The sequence below is a fragment of the Escherichia sp. MOD1-EC7011 genome (assembly GCF_002965005.1).
GTDB classification, from domain to species: domain Bacteria; phylum Pseudomonadota; class Gammaproteobacteria; order Enterobacterales; family Enterobacteriaceae; genus Escherichia; species Escherichia ruysiae.
Genome location: NZ_PTRD01000027.1, coordinates 108,299 through 126,125, shown reverse-complemented (window position 1 = coordinate 126,125; position 17,827 = coordinate 108,299). Strand labels below are relative to the sequence as shown.

The window sequence follows — 17,827 nt, the reverse complement described above, 5'->3', positions numbered from 1 at the left end:
ACCGATCATCAACGCAGCAATGGCGTAAGACGTATTGATCTTTCAGGCAGTTAGCGGGCTGCGGGTTGCAGTCCTTACCGGTAGATGGAAATATTTCTGGAGAGTAATACCCAGTCTGTTTCTCTGATAATTGCGCTGTTTTTCCGCATGAAAAACGGGCAACCGACACTCTGCGCCTCTTTGAGCTGACGATAACCGTGAGGTTGGCGACGCGACTAGACACGAGGCCATCGGTTCACACCCGGAAAGGCGTTACTTTGCCCGCAGCTTAGTCGTCAATGTAAGAATAATGAGTAAGTTACGATGAAAAGAATGTTAATCAACGCAACTCAGCAGGAAGAGTTGCGCGTTGCCCTTGTAGATGGGCAGCGTCTGTATGATCTGGATATCGAAAGTCCAGGGCATGAACAGAAAAAGGCGAACATCTACAAAGGTAAAATCACCCGCATTGAACCGAGTCTGGAAGCTGCTTTTGTTGATTACGGCGCTGAACGTCACGGTTTCCTCCCACTAAAAGAAATTGCCCGCGAATATTTCCCTGCTAATTACAGTGCTCATGGCCGTCCTAACATTAAAGATGTGTTACGCGAAGGTCAGGAAGTCATTGTTCAGATCGATAAAGAAGAGCGCGGCAACAAAGGCGCGGCATTAACCACTTTTATCAGCCTGGCGGGTAGCTATCTGGTTCTGATGCCGAACAACCCGCGCGCGGGTGGCATTTCTCGCCGTATCGAAGGCGACGACCGTACCGAATTAAAAGAAGCACTGGCGAGCCTTGAACTGCCGGAAGGCATGGGGCTTATCGTGCGCACCGCTGGCGTCGGCAAATCTGCTGAGGCGCTGCAATGGGATTTAAGCTTCCGCCTGAAACACTGGGAAGCCATCAAAAAAGCCGCTGAAAGCCGCCCAGCTCCGTTCCTGATCCATCAGGAGAGCAATGTTATCGTTCGCGCATTCCGCGATTACTTACGCCAGGACATCGGCGAAATCCTTATCGATAATCCGAAAGTACTCGAACTGGCGCGTCAGCATATCGCCGCGTTGGGTCGCCCGGATTTCAGCAGCAAAATCAAACTGTACACGGGTGAAATTCCCCTGTTCAGCCACTACCAGATCGAATCGCAGATCGAGTCCGCCTTCCAGCGTGAAGTCCGTCTGCCGTCTGGTGGCTCCATTGTTATCGACAGCACCGAAGCGTTAACCGCCATCGACATCAACTCCGCGCGTGCAACTCGCGGCGGCGATATCGAAGAAACTGCATTTAACACTAACCTGGAAGCAGCCGATGAGATTGCTCGTCAGCTACGCCTGCGTGACCTCGGCGGTCTGATTGTTATCGACTTCATCGACATGACGCCTGTACGCCATCAGCGCGCGGTGGAAAACCGTCTGCGTGAAGCGGTACGTCAAGATCGTGCGCGTATTCAAATCAGCCATATTTCTCGCTTTGGCCTGCTCGAGATGTCCCGTCAGCGCCTGAGCCCGTCGCTGGGTGAATCCAGCCATCACGTCTGCCCGCGTTGCTCCGGTACTGGCACCGTGCGTGATAATGAATCCCTGTCGCTCTCTATTCTGCGTTTGATTGAAGAAGAAGCCCTGAAAGAGAACACCCAGGAAGTCCACGCCATTGTTCCTGTCCCTATTGCCTCTTACCTGCTGAACGAAAAACGTTCTGCGGTAAATGCAATTGAAACCCGTCAGGACGGCGTGCGCTGTGTGATTGTACCAAACGATCAGATGGAAACCCCGCACTACCACGTACTGCGCGTGCGTAAAGGGGAAGAGACGCCGACCTTAAGCTACATGCTGCCGAAGCTGCATGAAGAAGCAATGGCGCTGCCGTCAGAAGAAGAGTTTGCGGAGCGTAAACGTCCGGAACAACCTGCACTGGCGACTTTTGCCATGCCGGATGTGCCACCAGCTCCAGCCCCGGCAGAACCTGTAACGCCTGCGGCAGCCACAGCGCCTAAAGCCGCGCCGACAACACCTGCTGCTCCTGCACAACCAGGCCTGTTAAGCCGTCTCTTTAGCGCCCTGAAATCGCTGTTCAGCGGTGGTGAAGAAACCAAACCAACCGAGCAACCTGCACCAAAAGCAGAAACGAAACCGGAACGTCAACAGGATCGCCGTAAGCCTCGTCAGAACAATCGCCGTGACCGTAATGAACGCCGCGACACGCGTAGCGAACGTACAGAGGGTAGCGATAATCGCGAAGAAAACCGTCGTAATCGTCGCCAGTCACAGCAGCAAACTGCCGAGACGCGTGAGAGCCGTCAGCAGGCTGATGTAACAGAAAAAGCGCGTACCACCGACGAGCAGCAAACACCGCGTCGTGAGCGTAGTCGTCGCCGCAACGATGATAAACGTCAGGTACAACAAGAAGCGAAGGCACTGAATGTTGAGGAGCAATCTGTTCAGGAAACAGAACAGGAGGAGCGTGTACGTCCGGTTCAACCGCGTCGTAAACAGCGCCAGCTAAATCAGAAAGTGCGTTACGAGCAAAGCGTTGCGGAAGAAGTGGTAGCCGCTCCGGTGGTTGAAGAAACCGTCGCCGCCGAACCTGTTATGCAGGAAGCGTCTGCCCAACGTACTGAACTGGTGAAAGTACCATTGCCAGTCGTTGCACAAACTGCGCCGGAACAACAAGAAGATAACAATGTCGATAACCGTGACAACGGCGGTATGCCGCGTCGTTCTCGTCGCTCGCCTCGCCATCTGCGCGTGAGTGGTCAGCGTCGTCGTCGCTATCGTGACGAGCGTTATCCGGTTCAGTCACCAATGCCGTTAACCGTAGCGTGTGCGTCTCCGGAACTGGCCTCTGGCAAAGTCTGGATCCGCTATCCGGTTGTACGTCCGCAAGATGTACAGGTTGAAGAGCAACGAGAACAGGAAGAAGTACAGATGCAGCCGATGGTGACTGAAGTCCCTGTCGCCGCCGCTGTCGAACCTGTCGTTGCCGCGCCGGTTATTGAAGAAGTGACCGAAACTATAGAAGCACCGGTTCCGGTTGCACAAGCGCAACCGGAAGTGGTTGAAACGACGCATCCTGAAGTGATTGCCGCAGCGGTAACTGAACAGCCACAGGTGATTGCCGAGGCTGATGTTGCTGTAGCGCAGGACGTTGCAGAACACGTGGAACCGGTAGTTGAACCGCAGGAAGAGACGGCAGATATTGAAGAAGTTGCCGAAACTGCCGAGGTTGTAGTTGCCGAACCTGAAGTTGTCGCTCAACCTGCCGCACCTGTGGTCGCTGAAGTCGCAGCAGAAGTTGAAACGGTAGCCGCTGTTGAACCTGAGATTACCGTTGAGCATAACCACGCTACCGCACCGATGACACGCGCTCCGGCACCGGAATATGTTCCGGAAGCACCGCGTCACAGTGACTGGCAGCGCCCTACTTTTGCCTTCGAAGGTAAAGGTGCCGCAGGTGGTCATACGGCAACGCATCATGCCTCTGCCGCTCCTGCGCGTCCGCAACCTGTTGAGTAATCATTAGCTCAAAGTAATCAAGCCCTGGCAACCGCCGGGGCTTTTTATTTCATCTTTGAATCAACATATTCAAATTCATCAAATGGCATTCTTGCTAGCCAACTACTCAAATCAGGCAAAAAAAATGCCCGCCCCGGCGATCCCAGAGCAGGCAGACAAAACATACCCAGTTTCATGATATGTTTGAAAAAGTGCTTATTTGTTGAGCTGGAAAAGCGATAACCCCTGCATATCAGTAAACGCTTTGTACGACGCCTGCAATGCTGTTTGCTGCATGATGTAAGACGAAATAGTCGCGTTCCAGTCCACATCAACCAAATCACTCATCTGCTGCGTTTGGCCCAGAGCGCGATCGCTACCTAAAGAATCCAGCGACTCCAGCTCGTTCAGCTGCGTACCTAATTCCGCGCGTACGGTGAGCACATTATTCAGCGAGTTTTTCAGGCCACGGTTGGTTTTATCTAACGCCGCAGCGGAGGTTTCTTGATCCGCTTCACTATCCGCAACCGGTGTTTTAAGCGCAGCGATGGCGCTATCCAGCATGGCAAAAAGATTGGTTTCAGAATCGCTACCGTCTGGTTCCGCTACTGCATTACTGGTAATGCTATTAAAAATTTTGTCGCCGGTATGCCCTATCACCATCGAACGCGAAGCATCGACCTGTTGCTTAATACTTTCTGTTCCGCCGACATATTTACCTTTCTCTTCGCTAAACGGCGCGGTTTCTGTTTTATAACCCGCAAAAATGTAGCGCCCGTTACCGTCAGTGGTATTCGCCAGATTCAACAACTGGTCACGGAGCCCCTGAATATCCGTTGCCAGCGATGCCCGGTCATCGTCACTCAAGGTGCCGTTGCTGGCATAGACAATTTTCTCCTGAGCATTCTGGATAGCAGTGGTCACCTGGCTAAGCACACTCTCTTCCAGTGACACTTTTTGAGTCGCGAAAGTACGCGCCAGCGTGTACTGGCTGTTTTGCGCCTGCGCTTGTGAGAGCACTACGGCTTGTGATGCAGCAATGGGATCATCTGAAGGGTTAACGACTCGCTTACCCGTCGACATCTGTTCGCCGTACTTCATCCATTCCGCCTGAGAACTGGTGATACCGCGCATGTTCTGCTGGTACATCATTTGAGTACTGAAACGCATTTTTTCTCTCCCTTAGCGAATGTTAATCAGCGCATCAAAAATGGCGTTCGCCGTCTGCAAAACCTGCGCATTCGCCAGGTAATACTGCTGAAAGCGTTGCAGGTTGCCGTACTCTTCGTCGAGGTTGACGCCGGAAATAGATTGCTGCTGATTAGAAAGTTGCGTTACCACATTACCTTGCGTGGTACTGCTGGTTTTCAACGTAGCGGTTTTATTACCGATGTCGCTGACCAACGAGGCATAGGCGTCGTTAAAGGATTTCGCCCCGCCCACCGTTTTACCGTTGCTTTGCAAATCCAGCAGCGCCTGACCATTGCGGTTGTCGCTCTCACCAGCCGTTTTATCACTCGCCATGGCGATTTCTGCTTCGTCGGTGATTAAAACGTCCATATTGACGATGGCATCGCTTACCGGTTTCAGCGTAAAGCTGTCGTTAGCGACTGGTGTGCCAGTAAACGTCAACTCCAGACCATCAAACGTGACTTTACCGTCAGCATCCGGCGTCACCGGAAAAGTGGTATTGCTGGCAAGGCGGGTGACCTGCCACTGATCGTTGCTAAAGGAGATTTTGTAATCTGTCGCCAGCACGGCAGAGCCATCGGTCACTGTGGCGCTAATCGCGCTGTTACCCTGGTTTTTAGTATTCTCCAGTACAGCCGGCTTACCGATGGCAAAGAAATCCTGCCCTTCCTTACCATTGGCATCAAATCCCTTGTTATGTTGGGTATTGAAAGCCTCGGCAAATGCCAGCGCCAGTTGCCCGAGCGTATTGCGCGTCTGGTCAAGATCCTGAGAACGGAATGTCAGAATGCCGCCCAGCGACCCGGTATTCAGCAACTTCTCCGGGATCTCAATATTGCCTGCTGTCCCATCAACATAAGCGACAGTGGTACGAGAAGGATCGGCGCTGGACGGTACTGCCGCCAGCTGGCGCGCCGTACTACCTTGTACCAGCGAGTAACCATTGGCCATCGTGATGTTATAAGTGCCGCCATCCTGAACGCTGACTTCTACACCAACAATCTGGTTTAATTCACTCACCAGTTGATCGCGTTGATCCAGGAGATTGTTGGGTGACGCCCCTGCCCCCACACCTGTCAGGCGTGAAATTTGATCGTTCAGGCTGGCGATTTGTTTAGCGAAATTGTTGATCTGGTCAACGCTGGCACCTATCGCAATATTGACCTGTTTGTCCTGGTCGCGCAGATACTGATCGGTGGTTTTAAACTGATTCACCAGCCCTTCTGATTTACCAATCAGCGCCTGACGTGCTGCTGGATCTTCCGCGTTGCTGACCAGCGTTTGCAGACTGGTGAAGAAGTCCTGCATCTGTGTTGCCAGCGACGTGGTGCTGCCAGAGAGCATATTGTCGATTTTCGACATCTGCTCATAGCGGGAAGTCAGGCCGCTACTCTGAGTCTGCGCCGCACGTAACTGGTTGGTAATAAAGGCGTCGTACTCACGCTGTACGCCGGAAACGTAGACGCCATTGCCAACCCAGCCGCCTGCCCCCAGAGTGCTATTGGCCTGCGCCATAATGGTCGTTTGACGAGTATATCCGGCAACGTTATAGCTGGAAATATTATTACTCGCCGTATTTAACGCCGCCTGAGCCGCGTTAAGTCCGCTCATGGCGTTATTGATCAAGCTGGACATGGAGGTTCCTTATAAGCTTTCAATTACAGAGCATTATCGGCAGCGACCCGCCGGACTTGAGTTGTTCAGAACAGATTATCGATACTGATGTTGTAGGTCTTACTCACCTTGTCGCTTACCGATTTCATCTGTTGAATCATATTGGTGAGTTTGCGGGCATAATGAGGATCGGTAGCATAGCCCGCGTCCTGTAATGCCTGCGCGCCCTGCTCGGCGCTTGGGGCGGTCGTCACGGCAGCGTAACGCGGATTACGCGTTAACAGTCCTACATAATCCGACAATGCTTCAAGATAAGAGCTGTAGACCCGAAACTTCGCCTTCACTTTCCTCGCTTCGCCGTTTTCATATTCGGTAGTGGTAATTTCAGTCACCGCCCCTTTCCAGTTGGCAGAGGCTTTGACGCCAAACAGGTTATAGCTTGGTTCACCATTTTCACGACGAATTTGCCGTTGACCCCAGCCTGATTCCAGCGCGGCCTGGGCGAGGATCAGATGATGTGGCACACCGCTTTGCTGGCTTGCCAGTTGGGCGGGCAATGAGAGTTGGGCGAGGAATGCTTTACTGTCACCTGGCAGCGAATCATCGTAGTTACGTGGCACGGCTTTTTGCACAAGCTGCGTGAGTGTCTGATTTTGATAACGCACCACGGTTTCGAGCGGGAATTTCATCGGTGCCGTTGGCGTCGCTTCATCTGGCAGTGGTTGTTCTGGCGTCATCTGTTTTACCATCATCTCCGCCAGTCCCAGACCTTTGCCCGCCGTCATCTGTTGGGCAATCTGCTGGTCATACATACTGGTGTAGAGGCGAGTGTGCTCACTACTGAACAGGCCATCTTTCGGTAGGGCTTCACGCATACTTTTCAGCATCATCTGCACGAACATCCCTTCCACCTGGCGGGCAACCGGACGAATATTTGCCGCCGGATCTTCGCCCGCTTTCGCTTTCAGATCGTTAAGCGATTGCGCATCCCAGGCGGCACTTGCCAGTAGTTTGCTGTCGCTAATCATCAGATGATTTCCAGTTTTGCCCGCAGACATCCCGCGCTTTGCATTGATTGCAGTATGGACATCAGATCCATCGGCGTAGCGCCCAGCGCATTGAGCGCGCGCACCACGTTATTGAGGCTGGCACTAGAACGTACGCTTTGCAGCGAACCGCCGCTCTGGCGTAAGTCGATCTGGGTTTGTGGCGTGACAACGGTCTGCCCGCCACCAAACGGTGTGTCTGGTTGGCTCACGTTAACCTGACGATTTACCGTAACCGAGAGATTCCCCTGTGCTACCGCGCAACTGTCCAGCGTCACTTCACGATTCATCACCACTGAACCAGTACGCGAGTTAATAATCACTTTGGCGTCCTGCGGGATGACATTAACCTGCATATTCTGGATATCAGCAAGGAAACGCACCTGGGAACTGTTGCCACTCGGCACGCGTACCTGAATAGTCCGCGCATCTAACGCCGTCGCGTTACCGTATCCACGTGTGCGGTTGATGGTATCGGCAATTTCCTGCGCCATGGTGAAATCTTCCTCATTTAGCTGCAAATTGAGGGTATTGCCAGCGCCAAACTGGCTGGGCAATTCACGCTCAATAATCGCACCATTAGTGATCCGTCCACCGTTCAGTTGGTTAACCTGGACACTGCTGCCTCCCGCTGATGCGCCCGCGCCGCCAACCAGAATGTTGCCCTGCGCCAGCGCATACACCTGGCTATCAACGCCCTTAAGCGGTGTCATCAACAACGTGCCGCCACGCAGACTTTTGGCGTTTCCCATAGAAGAAACCACCACGTCGATGGTTTGCCCCTGGCGACCAAATGGCGGAAGCGACGCCGTCACCATTACCGCAGCCACGTTTTTGAGTTGCATATTAGTGCCAGTCGGAACGGTAATTCCCAACTGCGAGAGCATGTTATTAAGCGTTTGAGTGGTAAACGGCGTCTGGGTCGTCTGGTCGCCTGTACCATCCAGGCCAACGACCAGCCCATAACCGATCAGCGAGTTTTGCCGTACGCCCTGAACGCTGGTGAGATCGCGAATACGGTCGGCCTGCGCCACCGTCGCAACCAGCAAAAGAATGAACGCAGAGAGAAATTTAATCACTACAGCCTCACTTACATTGGCGACAGGTTAAGGAAGAAACGCTGTAACCAGCCCATATTTTGCGCTTCGTTAATGTAACCGTTACCCACGTACTCAATACGTGCATCCGCCACCTGAGTAGACGGTACGGTATTGCTGCCACTGATGGTGCGTGGATTGACCACGCCGGAGAAGCGAATAAATTCAGTGCCCTGATTAATGGCGATCTGTTTTTCACCCACCACATGCAGGTTACCGTTGACCAGCACCTGATCGACCGTCACTGTTAATGTGCCGCTAAAGGTATTGCTGGCATTAGCACCGCCTTTACCGTTGAAACTATTGCCACCAGAGGCATCGACATCGGCGCGGGCGTTACCAAACAGCCCCTGCAAATAGCGCGGCACAGTATCAAAGCCAAAATTAGTTTTACCGTCACGGCTGGCATTCGCAGAGGAACTCTTGCTGGCGCTGACGTTCTCCTGCAACACAATGGTCAGCGTGTCACCAATATTGCGCGGTCGGCGATCTTCAAACAGCGGTTGATAGCCATAGTTAATCGGCTGGGCAGACTGAAAAATTGAACCGTTGGCAACGGGCGTCGGGCCGGGAACCGGCTGTGCACTGGTCGCCCCCTGCACCAGCGGCGTGGAGGGTATCCAGGCACAGCCGGATAGTGAAAGCACCAACAAGCTGGAAATGGCGTAAGTATGCACAGCGTTTTTTTGCATGGCTATCATCTTCAAAATCAGTAAACCGGTGAGAGTCCCCACCGGTATGCCTTAGAGTTGCGTCAGTTTTTGCAGCATTTGATCGGTAGTGGATACCGCTTTACTGTTGATTTCGTAGGCGCGCTGTACCTGGATCATGTTGACCAGTTCTTCCGCCACGTTGACGTTAGATGTTTCAACATACCCTTGATACAACAGTCCTGCACCGTTCAGGCCCGGCGTGCTTTCATTCGGTGCACCGGAGGATTGCGTTTCGGTGTAGAGGTTTTCACCAATACTCTCCAGCCCGGTGTCGTTCATAAAGGTAGTGAGATTGAGTTGTCCAACCTGAACCGGCGCCGCCTGACCTTGCTGGGTAACGCTTACCACGCCATCACGACCAATGGTGATACTTAACGCATTCGCCGGAATGGTGATTGCTGGCTGCACCTGAAAGCCACCGGCCGTCACCAGTTGCCCGTTCTGATCCACCTGGAAAGAGCCGTCACGGGTATAGGCTGATGAGCCATCTGGCAACATCACCTGGAAAAAGCCCTGCCCTTTAATCGCGACATCTTTGCTGTTGTTGGTCTGCGACAGGTTGCCCTGGCTATGTAAGCGTTCAGTGGCGACCGGGCGAACCCCCGTGCCGATTTGTAATCCGGAGGGTAAGGTGGTTTGTTCGGAAGACTGTGCCCCCGGCTGGCGAATGGTTTGATAAAGCAGATCTTCAAACACCGCCCGCTGGCGCTTAAAACCGTTGGTGCTGACGTTTGCCAGGTTGTTGGCAATAACGTCCATATTGGTTTGCTGGGCGTCGAGACCCGTTTTGGCGATCCATAATGAACTGATCATAAAATATCCTGTGGTGGATTGCTGACAAGCAGAGCAAAAGCACGCGGCGGTGCGAATTTCCCCTCACCCTAACCCTCTCCCCAAAGGGGCGAGGGAATAGTCCGCTCGCTTTTATTGCAATGTCATCAATCGTTTAATTAACTCATCGACAGCAGTTGGTTGGCACGGCCTGCGTTATCATCGACGCTGCTGATCACCTTCATCTGCATTTCAAAACGCCGCGCGCTGGCAATCATGTCGCTCATTGCCGAAACGGCATTGACGTTACTGCCTTCCAGTACGCCCGACATCACGCGCAACGTCGGGTCAGTCTGCAGCACCGTGCCACGCGTTGCCTGGCTTTCCGCACTTAAACGAAAAATACCATCATCACCACGCAGTACTTCACTGCCCGTGGCTTTCACCAGTTTCAGACGACCCACTGGCGCGACGGTATTTGCCGGATCGCCGGGATTCAGCGCCGAAATCGTGCCATCGGCGGCAATCGTGATTTCTGCCCCTTCCGGTACAACAATCGGTCCCGCCTCGCCAATCACCTGATGCCCCTGAATTGTCAGTTGCCCGGTGGGATCAACCTGAATGCTGCCATTACGCGTATACCCTTCGCTGCCGTCAGCGGTCTGCACGGCCAGCCAGCCATCCTGCTGCAACGCAACGTCCAGCGGGCGCGAGGTGTAATCCATCTTGCCGGGAGTCATGTCTGCACCCGGCGTTGACGCGGTCACCAGCGTACGCGTGGGCAGAGAAAGCCCTTCCACCGGCACCGCACGTAAGGCGTTTAACTGCGCGCGAAAACCCGGTGTCGAGGCATTTGCCAGATTACTGGCGGTCACCGCCTGCTGATTCAGCGTCTGGCTGGCGGCGCCCATTGCGGTATAGATTGCGTGATCCATTGAGCTATTCCGTCAGCGATTAGCGTAAGTTAACCAGCGTGTTAAGGATCTGATCCTGGGTTTTGATGGTCTGAGCATTGGACTGATAGTTACGCTGGGCGACAATCATATTGACCAGTTCTTTGCTGAGATCGACGTTGGACGCTTCCAGCGCGCCGTTGGTCAGACTGCCAAAATTACCCGTTCCGGCAGTCCCCAGCAGCGCCACGCCAGAAGATTGCGTCGCAGACCAGACGTTATCGCCTTCGGAAGCCAGCCCTTCGTTGTTAGCGAAGTTTGCCAGCACAATCTGCCCCAGCAACTGGGTTTGTTCGTTGGAATAGTTACCGACTACCGTGCCGTCATCGTTGATTTGATAGCTCACCAAATCGCCAGGTTTGTAGCCATCCTGCGTGGTTGCCACAATGTTGTTTGCGCCGGTGTTTTGCTGCATAGAATTGAGGAAACTTAACGAGAATGAGGCAGGATCTGCGCCATTGATTGCGCCGGTGGTAATGTTCGCTGTCCCCCCCGAAGTCAATATGCCATTGGCATTAAACGCTAGCGTCGTTGCGTGGTTCACTGTGCCTGTTGGATCACTGCTGTCCTGGGTGTAAACATCCCAGTTATTATCCCCGGTCTTCACAAAGTAGACGCTCATGTCATGAGCATTCCCCTGACTATCGAAAACAGTCACCGAGCCTTTTTTGTTATAGCTATCCGCATTACTGGCATCAAAGGTAGTCACCGACGGAAGCGGATCACTGGAGTTCAGGTTGATCTGCATCGACGCCGTGGTGGTGGTTTTTGCCGCCATCAAGGTATTTGGAATCGAAATATTGGTCGGATTCGCCCCTTGCTGAATGGTCGGCGGCGTGCCGGTTGCCGGATAACCTGTCAACTGTAAACCTTGCATATTCACCAGGTTGCGGTTTTCATCGAGTTTGAATTGCCCGTTACGGCTATAAAACACCGAGCCGTTGCTGTCTACCAGGCGAAAAAAACCGTTCTGGCTGATAGCAACGTCAAGACCACGTCCGGTATTGGTGGTCGTGCCATCGGTAAAATCCTGGGTGATGCCAGCAACTTTTACTCCCAGTCCCACTTTAGAACCCGCGAACATATCAGCAAATGAAGCCGTGCCGGATTTAAAGCCATAGGTGGCGGAGTTGGCGATATTGTTGCCAATGACATCGAGGTTGGTGGCGGCAGCGTTTAATCCGCTTACCGCTTGAGAAAAGGCCATGACTGACTCCTGAAATGTGAAGGCTTAGATTATCTGCCGTACTTCGTCGAGCGTGGTGGTGCCGTAAGTACCAAGATCCAGCGTATTCCCGTTGTTGCCGCGAATCACGCCCTGTACCAGAGCAAACTGCAGCGGTTGAGCCACTAACTGCGTACCACCATTACTGGCGCTAATCGCCACGTTATAAGAACCATTTGGAGCGGTTGTGCCATCAGTTAACGTACCGTCCCAGGTGAAACTGTGGACGCCGGCGGTCAGTTCACCGATATCAATAGTGCGCACAACCGCGCCGTTTTTATCAGTGATAGTGGCAGTGACTTTGTCTGCCGCCTGTTGCAGTTCAACACCGAACGGTGTGGTCGTGGTTACCGCACCTTCTTCACTGCCGGTTCCGGCAAGAATAGTGGTGCCGGGGATCATCACACCGTGACCAATCAGGTTACTGGCCTGTAGCGACTGACTGTTGTCTATCTGCCCGGAAATCGAACCGAGCGTAGTATTGAGTTTTTCAATCCCACTGACCGTGCTGATTTGCGCCAGTTGCGACGTCAGCTCGTTGTTTTCCATTGGATTGGTCGGGTCCTGGTTTTTTAGTTGTGCCACCAGCAAGGTCAGAAAACTGCTTTGTAAATCTGCGGCGGTACTGCCCGTGATCGAACTACTGCTGGTAGTGCTGACGCCGGTATTTGTCGGATCGGTGGTGGTTACCGCAATGGACATGGCTTTCTCCTTTATTGACCGAGCGTGAGGGTTTTCAGCATCATGCTTTTCACCGTGTTAAGCACTTCCACGTTGGCCTGATAGCTGCGCGACGCCGACATGGTGTTAACCATCTCCCCGACAACATCAACGTTTGGCATTTTCACGTAGCCCTTCGCGTCCGCCAGCGGATTACCCGGCTCATAAACCAGTTTGTCCGGAGCCTGACTTTCAATAACATCGGCAACCTTTACGCCGCCTGTAGCAGCGCCTGGCGCGGCGTTCACCTGGAACACCACCTGTTTTGCCCGATAAGGTTGTCCGTCTGGGCCAGTCACACTGTCGGCATTCGCCAGATTACTGGCCGCCACGTTCAGACGCTGGGACTGAGCAGTTAACGCCGATCCGGCGATATCAAAAATATTCAGCAGTGCCATCCGTTAATTTCCGCTCTGTAAAACGTTCATCATGCCTTTGATTTGCCCACTCAACGCACTAAGGCTCATCTGGTATTGCAGGCTGTTATCGGCAAACTGGGTACGTTCGCGATCCATATCGACGGTATTGCCGTCCAGCGAAGGCTGATCCGGAATACGGTATTGCAGTTCTGTGGAAGGAGGCGTCAGCGCCTGCGCCGGAATGTGTTGCGTTGAGGTCATGGTCAGCGCAACCACGCTGGTTTCATCTCGTCCACGCTGCATCACTTTTTTAAGTTCACTGGCAAAATCTATATCGCGCGCCTGATAACCAGGGGTATCAGCATTGGCGATATTTGCCGCCAGCACTTCCTGACGCTGGGCGCGCAGATTGAGCACCTCTTGTTGAAAACGTAAGGCGGCGTCGAGCTTATCGAGCATATCTCCTCCGCAGGTATCAAAATTCTGCCGCCAGCTTAAAGGCTTTACGCGCGCGTTATCGGCGGAATAAACGCAAAATGGGTCGCTATTTATGCCGTTGATGGTCACAGCGCGCGGGTACAATTTGGCCTGTAGAAATGGCTGGAGGTGAAAATGCTGGCAATGAAGCGTTGTATGGCGATCATCGCGATACTGTTCAGTCCGCTGAGTGCGGCTGGCGATCTCACATCACAATTGCAAACCTTTTTTGCCGCACAACTGGCAGGGTTGAGTGATGAAGTCCGGGTCTCTATTCGTACTGCGCCCCATTTACTGCCTCCGTGTGAACAGCCATTGCTGTCGATGACCAGCAATTCCCGCCTGTGGGGCAATGTGAATGTGCTGGCGCGCTGCGGCAACGACAAACGATATTTGCAGGTTAATGTGCAGGCCACGGGAAATTATGTGGTTGCTGCGATGCCCGTTGTGCGTGGGGGAAAACTGGAATCTGGCAGTGTCAAACTAAAACGCGGACGGCTGGATACCTTACCGCCGCGTACTGTGCTGGATGTCAATCAACTTGTTGATGCCGTCAGCCTGCGCGATCTGGCGCCCGAACAGCCTGTACAGCTAACCATGCTGCGCCAGGCCTGGCGAGTCAAAGCCGGTCAACGCGTCAATGTGATTGCCAGCGGCGATGGATTCAGCGCCAATGCTGAAGGTCAGGCACTGAACAATGCCGCCGTCGCGCAAAATGCTCGTGTCCGCATGGTGTCGGGTCAGGTGGTCAGTGGCGTGGTGGATGCTGATGGGAATATTCTTATAAACCTGTAAGCTGTTAAAGATTGACCGACTATTGCCGATAAATAAGCAACAAATGATAAAAGCGCCCTCAATGAGGAATAAACCATGAGTATTGACCGCACTTCACCTCTGAAGCCCGTAAGCACCGTTCAGCCACGCGAAAACACTGACGCGCCGGTAGCCAATACCCGCTCGACTAAAACGACCGCAGCCACCAGCACCAACGTCACGTTAAGCGATGCGCAGGCAAAATTGATGCAGCCAGGCAGCAGTGATATCAATCTTGAACGCGTAGAAGCGTTGAGACAGGCGATTCGTAACGGTGAGCTAAAAATGGATATCGGCAAAATTGCCGACGCGCTGATCAGCGAAGTACAACAAGACTTACTGAGTAAATAGGCTTATGACGCGTCTTGCAGAGATCCTCGACCAGATGTCCGCAGTGCTTAACGAGCTTAAAATGGTGATGGATCAAGAGCAACAACATCTCTCTATGGGGCAGATCAACGGCAGCCAGTTGCAATGGACTACAGAACAAAAAAGCTCACTGCTGGCAACGCTGGATTACCTTGAGCAGTTACGTCGGCAAACACTGGATACTGTAAACAGCGACGAGATCGCACAGCGATGGCAGGAAATTACCGTGAAAACGCAGCAACTGCGCCAGTTAAATCAACATAACGGCTGGCTTCTGGAAGGACAGATTGAGCGCAATCAACAGGCGCTGGAGATGCTGAAACCGCATCAGGAACCGACGCTGTACGGGGCTAACGGTCAAACCTCAATGTCCCATCGCGGCAGTAAAAAGATATCTATCTGAAGATTTTCTCCGGCCTGCAATGCAGGCCGGAACGCATTATTACACCGTCCGACGGGCAAACTCTTTAACTTTGAAGCCCAGCACCGCCAGCGCGGCAAAGTATGCCGCGATCCCCGCAACAACAACCGCCATCAAGCGTAGTAAGCGCCAGGGCATAGTGCCCAATGACCACTCTGGCATGATGTGTAACATACCTAACAGCACGCCTGACATCACCAATACGGCTACCAACAAACGCAACAGAAACGCAGTCCAGCCGGGCTGCGGGGTGAAGATTTTCTGCTTACGCAACTGCCAGTACAGCAGCGAAGCATTCAGGCAAGCCGCCAGACCAATGGAAAGCGACAATCCGGCATGTTTCAACGGGCCGATAAACGCCAGGTTCATCAATTGCGTCAGGATCAGCGTGACGATGGCTATTTTTACCGGTGTTTTAATGTCCTGGCGGGAATAAAAGCCCGGAGCCAGCACTTTCACCACAATCAGGCCAATCAAACCCACCGAGTAAGCAATTAACGCCCGCTGGGTCATCAGCGCATCAAAGGCGGTAAATTTACCGTATTGAAACAGTGAAACGGTCAACGGCCCGGAAAGGATACCCAGCGCCACCGCGCTTGGCAGCGCCAGCAAGAAACAAAGACGCAGCCCCCAGTCCATCAAGCGGTTGTATTCATCGTGATTGCCGCTGGCAAAACTTTTCGACAGCGACGGTAGCAAAATGGTGCCCAGCGCCACGCCCAGTACGCCAGACGGGAACTCCATTAAACGGTCGGCGTAATACATCCAGGACACAGAACCGGATGCCAAAAACGAGGCAAAAATGGTGTTAATGATCAAGGAGATCTGACTGACAGAGACGCCAAGAATCGCCGGTCCCATCTGTTTCACCACGCGCATCGCACCCGCATCGTGGAAGTTAATGCGTGGCAAAACCAACATGCCTATCTTCTTCAGGTGCGGTAGCTGATAAACCAGTTGCAGGATACCGCCCACCGTTACAGCCCACGCCAGCGCCAGCACAGGCGGATTAAAGTACGGCGCGGCAAACAGCGCAAAACCAATCATGCTGATGTTAAGTAACGTCGGGGCAAATGCCGGAATCGAAAAACGGTTCCAGGTATTGAGAATCGCCCCCACCAGCGATGCCAGGGAGATCAGCAAAATATAGGGAAAAGTAATCTGTAATAGCTGGGTAGTCAGGGCAAATTTGTCGGCAGTATCAGCAAAGCCCGGCGCGGTCACCATGATTACCCACGGCGCGGCGAGCATCCCGGCAACCGTCACAACCGCCAGCGCGAGTGTCAGCAGACCAGAAACATAAGAGACAAAGACCCGCGTGGCATCTTCACCCTGCTTGCTTTTATATTCCGCCAGAATCGGCACAAATGCCTGGGAGAAGGCTCCTTCAGCAAAAATACGGCGCAACAAGTTAGGAAGTTTAAAAGCGACAAAAAAGGCGTCGGTTGCCATCCCTGCGCCAAAGATTCTGGCGACAATTGCGTCACGTGCGAAGCCAAGCACACGCGAAAACATGGTCATCGAGCTGACGGCGGCCAGCGATTTTAATAAATTCATCGGTGTTCTAATCCAGACCCACGGGCAAAACGCCTGCAAGGCAGGCGCTGAAAGAGGCGAATAGTCTACCTGGATTATGGTGAATTGCTACCGCCAGATGTTACAGGGTTTATTCACTCATCGCGTCGCGCCAGATCTTGTCAACGATGCGCTGCGCCAGCACCGCCTGTTCACCGGCGGTTTGCGGAACTGTCTGATTTTGCACGCATTCAATGAAGTGACGTGCGCAACCAACAAATCCACGCTGCTCAAGGGTACTCTGCCAGCCTGGAATCGGTTTATGCACTACCCCCTGCCCGCGCTCCTCACGCCATTCACGCATATCCGTAATGTCGATGAGCGCACCGTCAGTCACGGCCTGCACGGCTTCACGCTGACTTCCGGCACGGCGATGCATACTGGTGGTAATCTGCAAAGAACCCGCAGAAAAATGGTGCTCGGCAAATAGCATTTCGCCAGCGTCGTTAGTCAGTAGCGTGCCGCCATCCAGAGAGGCTTTGCCGCCAGACAACCACAGCGCGGTATCCACCACATGCAGATAATCATCCAGCAACGTGAAATAAAGATCGTGCGGCCCGACACTATTGCTACGATGCTTATCCATTCTTAGCGAGGCCGCCGTAGCGAGTTGCGTTTTTAACTCACAGTAGAGAGGTGCGAAACGGCGGTTAAAACCGACCATCAGGGTGAGTTTTTTCCGTGCTGCCAGTTCCACCAGCCGCTCGGCATCACGCAGATTTTCCGCCAGCGGTTTATCAACACAAACATGCACCCCCGCATTTAACAGCGCACTGACAACCTCAAAGTGGCTGGCAGTGCTTGAATGCACGAAAACCGCATCGCAACTGGCGGCGAGGCTGGATAACGAATCAGCGTAGGGAATGCGCCAGCTTTCACAAACTGGCAGGGCTTTCTCACGCGTTGGCGACCACGCGCCTTGTAACGTCCAGTCTGATGCTGCCGCCAGCACCGGTAACCACGCTTTTTGCGCGATACCACCTAATCCCACTACGCCGATACGTAATTTTTTCAC

General features: G+C 53.2%; 17 protein-coding genes. 4 read left to right on the top strand and 13 right to left on the bottom strand.

Annotated elements, in window-relative coordinates; all coding sequences use genetic code 11:
- The first annotated feature begins 303 nt into the window (after window positions 1-303).
- On the top strand, window positions 304-3,489 hold the full coding sequence (gene rne / locus A7098_RS14815; RefSeq protein WP_105281009.1) for a ribonuclease E: 3,186 nt from the start codon (window positions 304-306) through the stop codon (window positions 3,487-3,489).
- A gap of 195 nt (window positions 3,490-3,684) precedes the next feature.
- Here rne and flgL read toward each other — a convergent pair whose 3' ends face one another.
- The 11 genes from flgL to flgB all read right to left on the bottom strand — a co-directional run bounded on the left by flgL (window position 3,685) and on the right by flgB (window position 13,616).
- Entirely contained in the window at window positions 3,685-4,638 is a 954-nt protein-coding gene (flgL, locus tag A7098_RS14810; protein WP_001212795.1) for a flagellar hook-associated protein FlgL, read from the bottom strand.
- A gap of 12 nt (window positions 4,639-4,650) precedes the next feature.
- On the bottom strand, window positions 4,651-6,294 hold the full coding sequence (gene flgK / locus A7098_RS14805; RefSeq protein WP_085460619.1) for a flagellar hook-associated protein FlgK: 1,644 nt from the start codon (window positions 6,292-6,294) through the stop codon (window positions 4,651-4,653).
- 65 nt (window positions 6,295-6,359) lie between these two features.
- Window positions 6,360-7,301, bottom strand: coding sequence for a flagellar assembly peptidoglycan hydrolase FlgJ (gene flgJ / locus A7098_RS14800; protein WP_105281008.1), 942 nt, complete (start codon window positions 7,299-7,301; stop codon window positions 6,360-6,362).
- The gene (gene flgI / locus A7098_RS14795) at window positions 7,301-8,398 is read right to left on the bottom strand and encodes a flagellar basal body P-ring protein FlgI (protein WP_000589295.1); all 1,098 of its coding nucleotides are present in this window, start codon (window positions 8,396-8,398) and stop codon (window positions 7,301-7,303) included. The genes flgJ and flgI overlap by 1 nt, the downstream gene beginning before the upstream one ends.
- 11 nt (window positions 8,399-8,409) lie before the next feature.
- Window positions 8,410-9,108, bottom strand: coding sequence for a flagellar basal body L-ring protein FlgH (flgH, locus tag A7098_RS14790; RefSeq protein ID WP_010345611.1), 699 nt, complete (start codon window positions 9,106-9,108; stop codon window positions 8,410-8,412).
- Between the two features lie 51 nt (window positions 9,109-9,159).
- Entirely contained in the window at window positions 9,160-9,942 is a 783-nt protein-coding gene (flgG, locus tag A7098_RS14785; RefSeq protein WP_000625837.1) for a flagellar basal-body rod protein FlgG, read from the bottom strand.
- Between the two features lie 137 nt (window positions 9,943-10,079).
- A complete protein-coding gene (gene flgF, locus A7098_RS14780; RefSeq protein ID WP_105281007.1) occupies window positions 10,080-10,835 on the bottom strand; it encodes a flagellar basal-body rod protein FlgF in 756 nt (251 codons plus the stop codon).
- 19 nt (window positions 10,836-10,854) lie between these two features.
- Window positions 10,855-12,060 (bottom strand): flagellar hook protein FlgE, encoded by a 1,206-nt coding sequence (gene flgE, locus A7098_RS14775; protein ID WP_105281006.1) that lies wholly within the window; start codon window positions 12,058-12,060, stop codon window positions 10,855-10,857.
- A 24-nt stretch (window positions 12,061-12,084) separates the two neighbouring features.
- On the bottom strand, window positions 12,085-12,780 hold the full coding sequence (flgD, locus tag A7098_RS14770; protein ID WP_105281005.1) for a flagellar hook assembly protein FlgD: 696 nt from the start codon (window positions 12,778-12,780) through the stop codon (window positions 12,085-12,087).
- 11 nt (window positions 12,781-12,791) lie between these two features.
- On the bottom strand, window positions 12,792-13,196 hold the full coding sequence (gene flgC / locus A7098_RS14765) for a flagellar basal body rod protein FlgC (protein WP_001196460.1): 405 nt from the start codon (window positions 13,194-13,196) through the stop codon (window positions 12,792-12,794).
- A 3-nt stretch (window positions 13,197-13,199) separates the two neighbouring features.
- On the bottom strand, window positions 13,200-13,616 hold the full coding sequence (gene flgB / locus A7098_RS14760) for a flagellar basal body rod protein FlgB (RefSeq protein WP_105281024.1): 417 nt from the start codon (window positions 13,614-13,616) through the stop codon (window positions 13,200-13,202).
- Between the two features lie 153 nt (window positions 13,617-13,769).
- Here flgB and flgA point away from each other — a divergent pair, with 153 nt between their 5' ends.
- The 3 genes from flgA to flgN all read left to right on the top strand — a co-directional run bounded on the left by flgA (window position 13,770) and on the right by flgN (window position 15,219).
- The gene (gene flgA, locus A7098_RS14750) at window positions 13,770-14,429 is read left to right on the top strand and encodes a flagellar basal body P-ring formation chaperone FlgA (protein WP_105281004.1); all 660 of its coding nucleotides are present in this window, start codon (window positions 13,770-13,772) and stop codon (window positions 14,427-14,429) included.
- Window positions 14,430-14,504: 75 nt separating this feature from the next.
- Window positions 14,505-14,798, top strand: a complete 294-nt coding sequence (gene flgM, locus A7098_RS14745) for a flagellar biosynthesis anti-sigma factor FlgM (RefSeq protein WP_000020870.1) — start codon at window positions 14,505-14,507, stop codon at window positions 14,796-14,798.
- Between the two features lie 4 nt (window positions 14,799-14,802).
- On the top strand, window positions 14,803-15,219 hold the full coding sequence (gene flgN / locus A7098_RS14740; RefSeq protein WP_105281003.1) for a flagella biosynthesis chaperone FlgN: 417 nt from the start codon (window positions 14,803-14,805) through the stop codon (window positions 15,217-15,219).
- 39 nt (window positions 15,220-15,258) lie between these two features.
- Here the strand turns inward: flgN and murJ are convergent, their stop codons facing one another.
- Both murJ and A7098_RS14730 read right to left on the bottom strand, forming a co-directional pair.
- Window positions 15,259-16,794 carry a murein biosynthesis integral membrane protein MurJ gene (murJ, locus tag A7098_RS14735; protein WP_001050689.1) on the bottom strand — a complete coding sequence of 512 codons (1,536 nt, stop codon included), beginning with the start codon at window positions 16,792-16,794 and terminating at the stop codon, window positions 15,259-15,261.
- Between the two features lie 109 nt (window positions 16,795-16,903).
- Entirely contained in the window at window positions 16,904-17,827 is a 924-nt protein-coding gene (locus tag A7098_RS14730; protein ID WP_000736172.1) for a Gfo/Idh/MocA family protein, read from the bottom strand.

Bases quoted from the DNA above. Each gene is read 5' to 3' on its own strand.
- rne (WP_105281009.1), top strand. From the start codon at position 304: ATGAAAAGAATGTTAATCAACGCAACTCAGCAGGAAGAGTTGCGCGTT.
- flgL (WP_001212795.1), bottom strand. From the start codon at position 4,638: ATGCGTTTCAGTACTCAAATGATGTACCAGCAGAACATGCGCGGTATC.
- flgK (WP_085460619.1), bottom strand. From the start codon at position 6,294: ATGTCCAGCTTGATCAATAACGCCATGAGCGGACTTAACGCGGCTCAG.
- flgJ (WP_105281008.1), bottom strand. From the start codon at position 7,301: ATGATTAGCGACAGCAAACTACTGGCAAGTGCCGCCTGGGATGCGCAA.
- flgH (WP_010345611.1), bottom strand. From the start codon at position 9,108: ATGCAAAAAAACGCTGTGCATACTTACGCCATTTCCAGCTTGTTGGTG.
- flgG (WP_000625837.1), bottom strand. From the start codon at position 9,942: ATGATCAGTTCATTATGGATCGCCAAAACGGGTCTCGACGCCCAGCAA.
- flgF (WP_105281007.1), bottom strand. From the start codon at position 10,835: ATGGATCACGCAATCTATACCGCAATGGGCGCCGCCAGCCAGACGCTG.
- flgE (WP_105281006.1), bottom strand. From the start codon at position 12,060: ATGGCCTTTTCTCAAGCGGTAAGCGGATTAAACGCTGCCGCCACCAAC.
- flgD (WP_105281005.1), bottom strand. From the start codon at position 12,780: ATGTCCATTGCGGTAACCACCACCGATCCGACAAATACCGGCGTCAGC.
- flgC (WP_001196460.1), bottom strand. From the start codon at position 13,196: ATGGCACTGCTGAATATTTTTGATATCGCCGGATCGGCGTTAACTGCT.
- flgB (WP_105281024.1), bottom strand. From the start codon at position 13,616: ATGCTCGATAAGCTCGACGCCGCCTTACGTTTTCAACAAGAGGTGCTC.
- flgA (WP_105281004.1), top strand. From the start codon at position 13,770: ATGCTGGCAATGAAGCGTTGTATGGCGATCATCGCGATACTGTTCAGT.
- flgM (WP_000020870.1), top strand. From the start codon at position 14,505: ATGAGTATTGACCGCACTTCACCTCTGAAGCCCGTAAGCACCGTTCAG.
- flgN (WP_105281003.1), top strand. From the start codon at position 14,803: ATGACGCGTCTTGCAGAGATCCTCGACCAGATGTCCGCAGTGCTTAAC.
- murJ (WP_001050689.1), bottom strand. From the start codon at position 16,794: ATGAATTTATTAAAATCGCTGGCCGCCGTCAGCTCGATGACCATGTTT.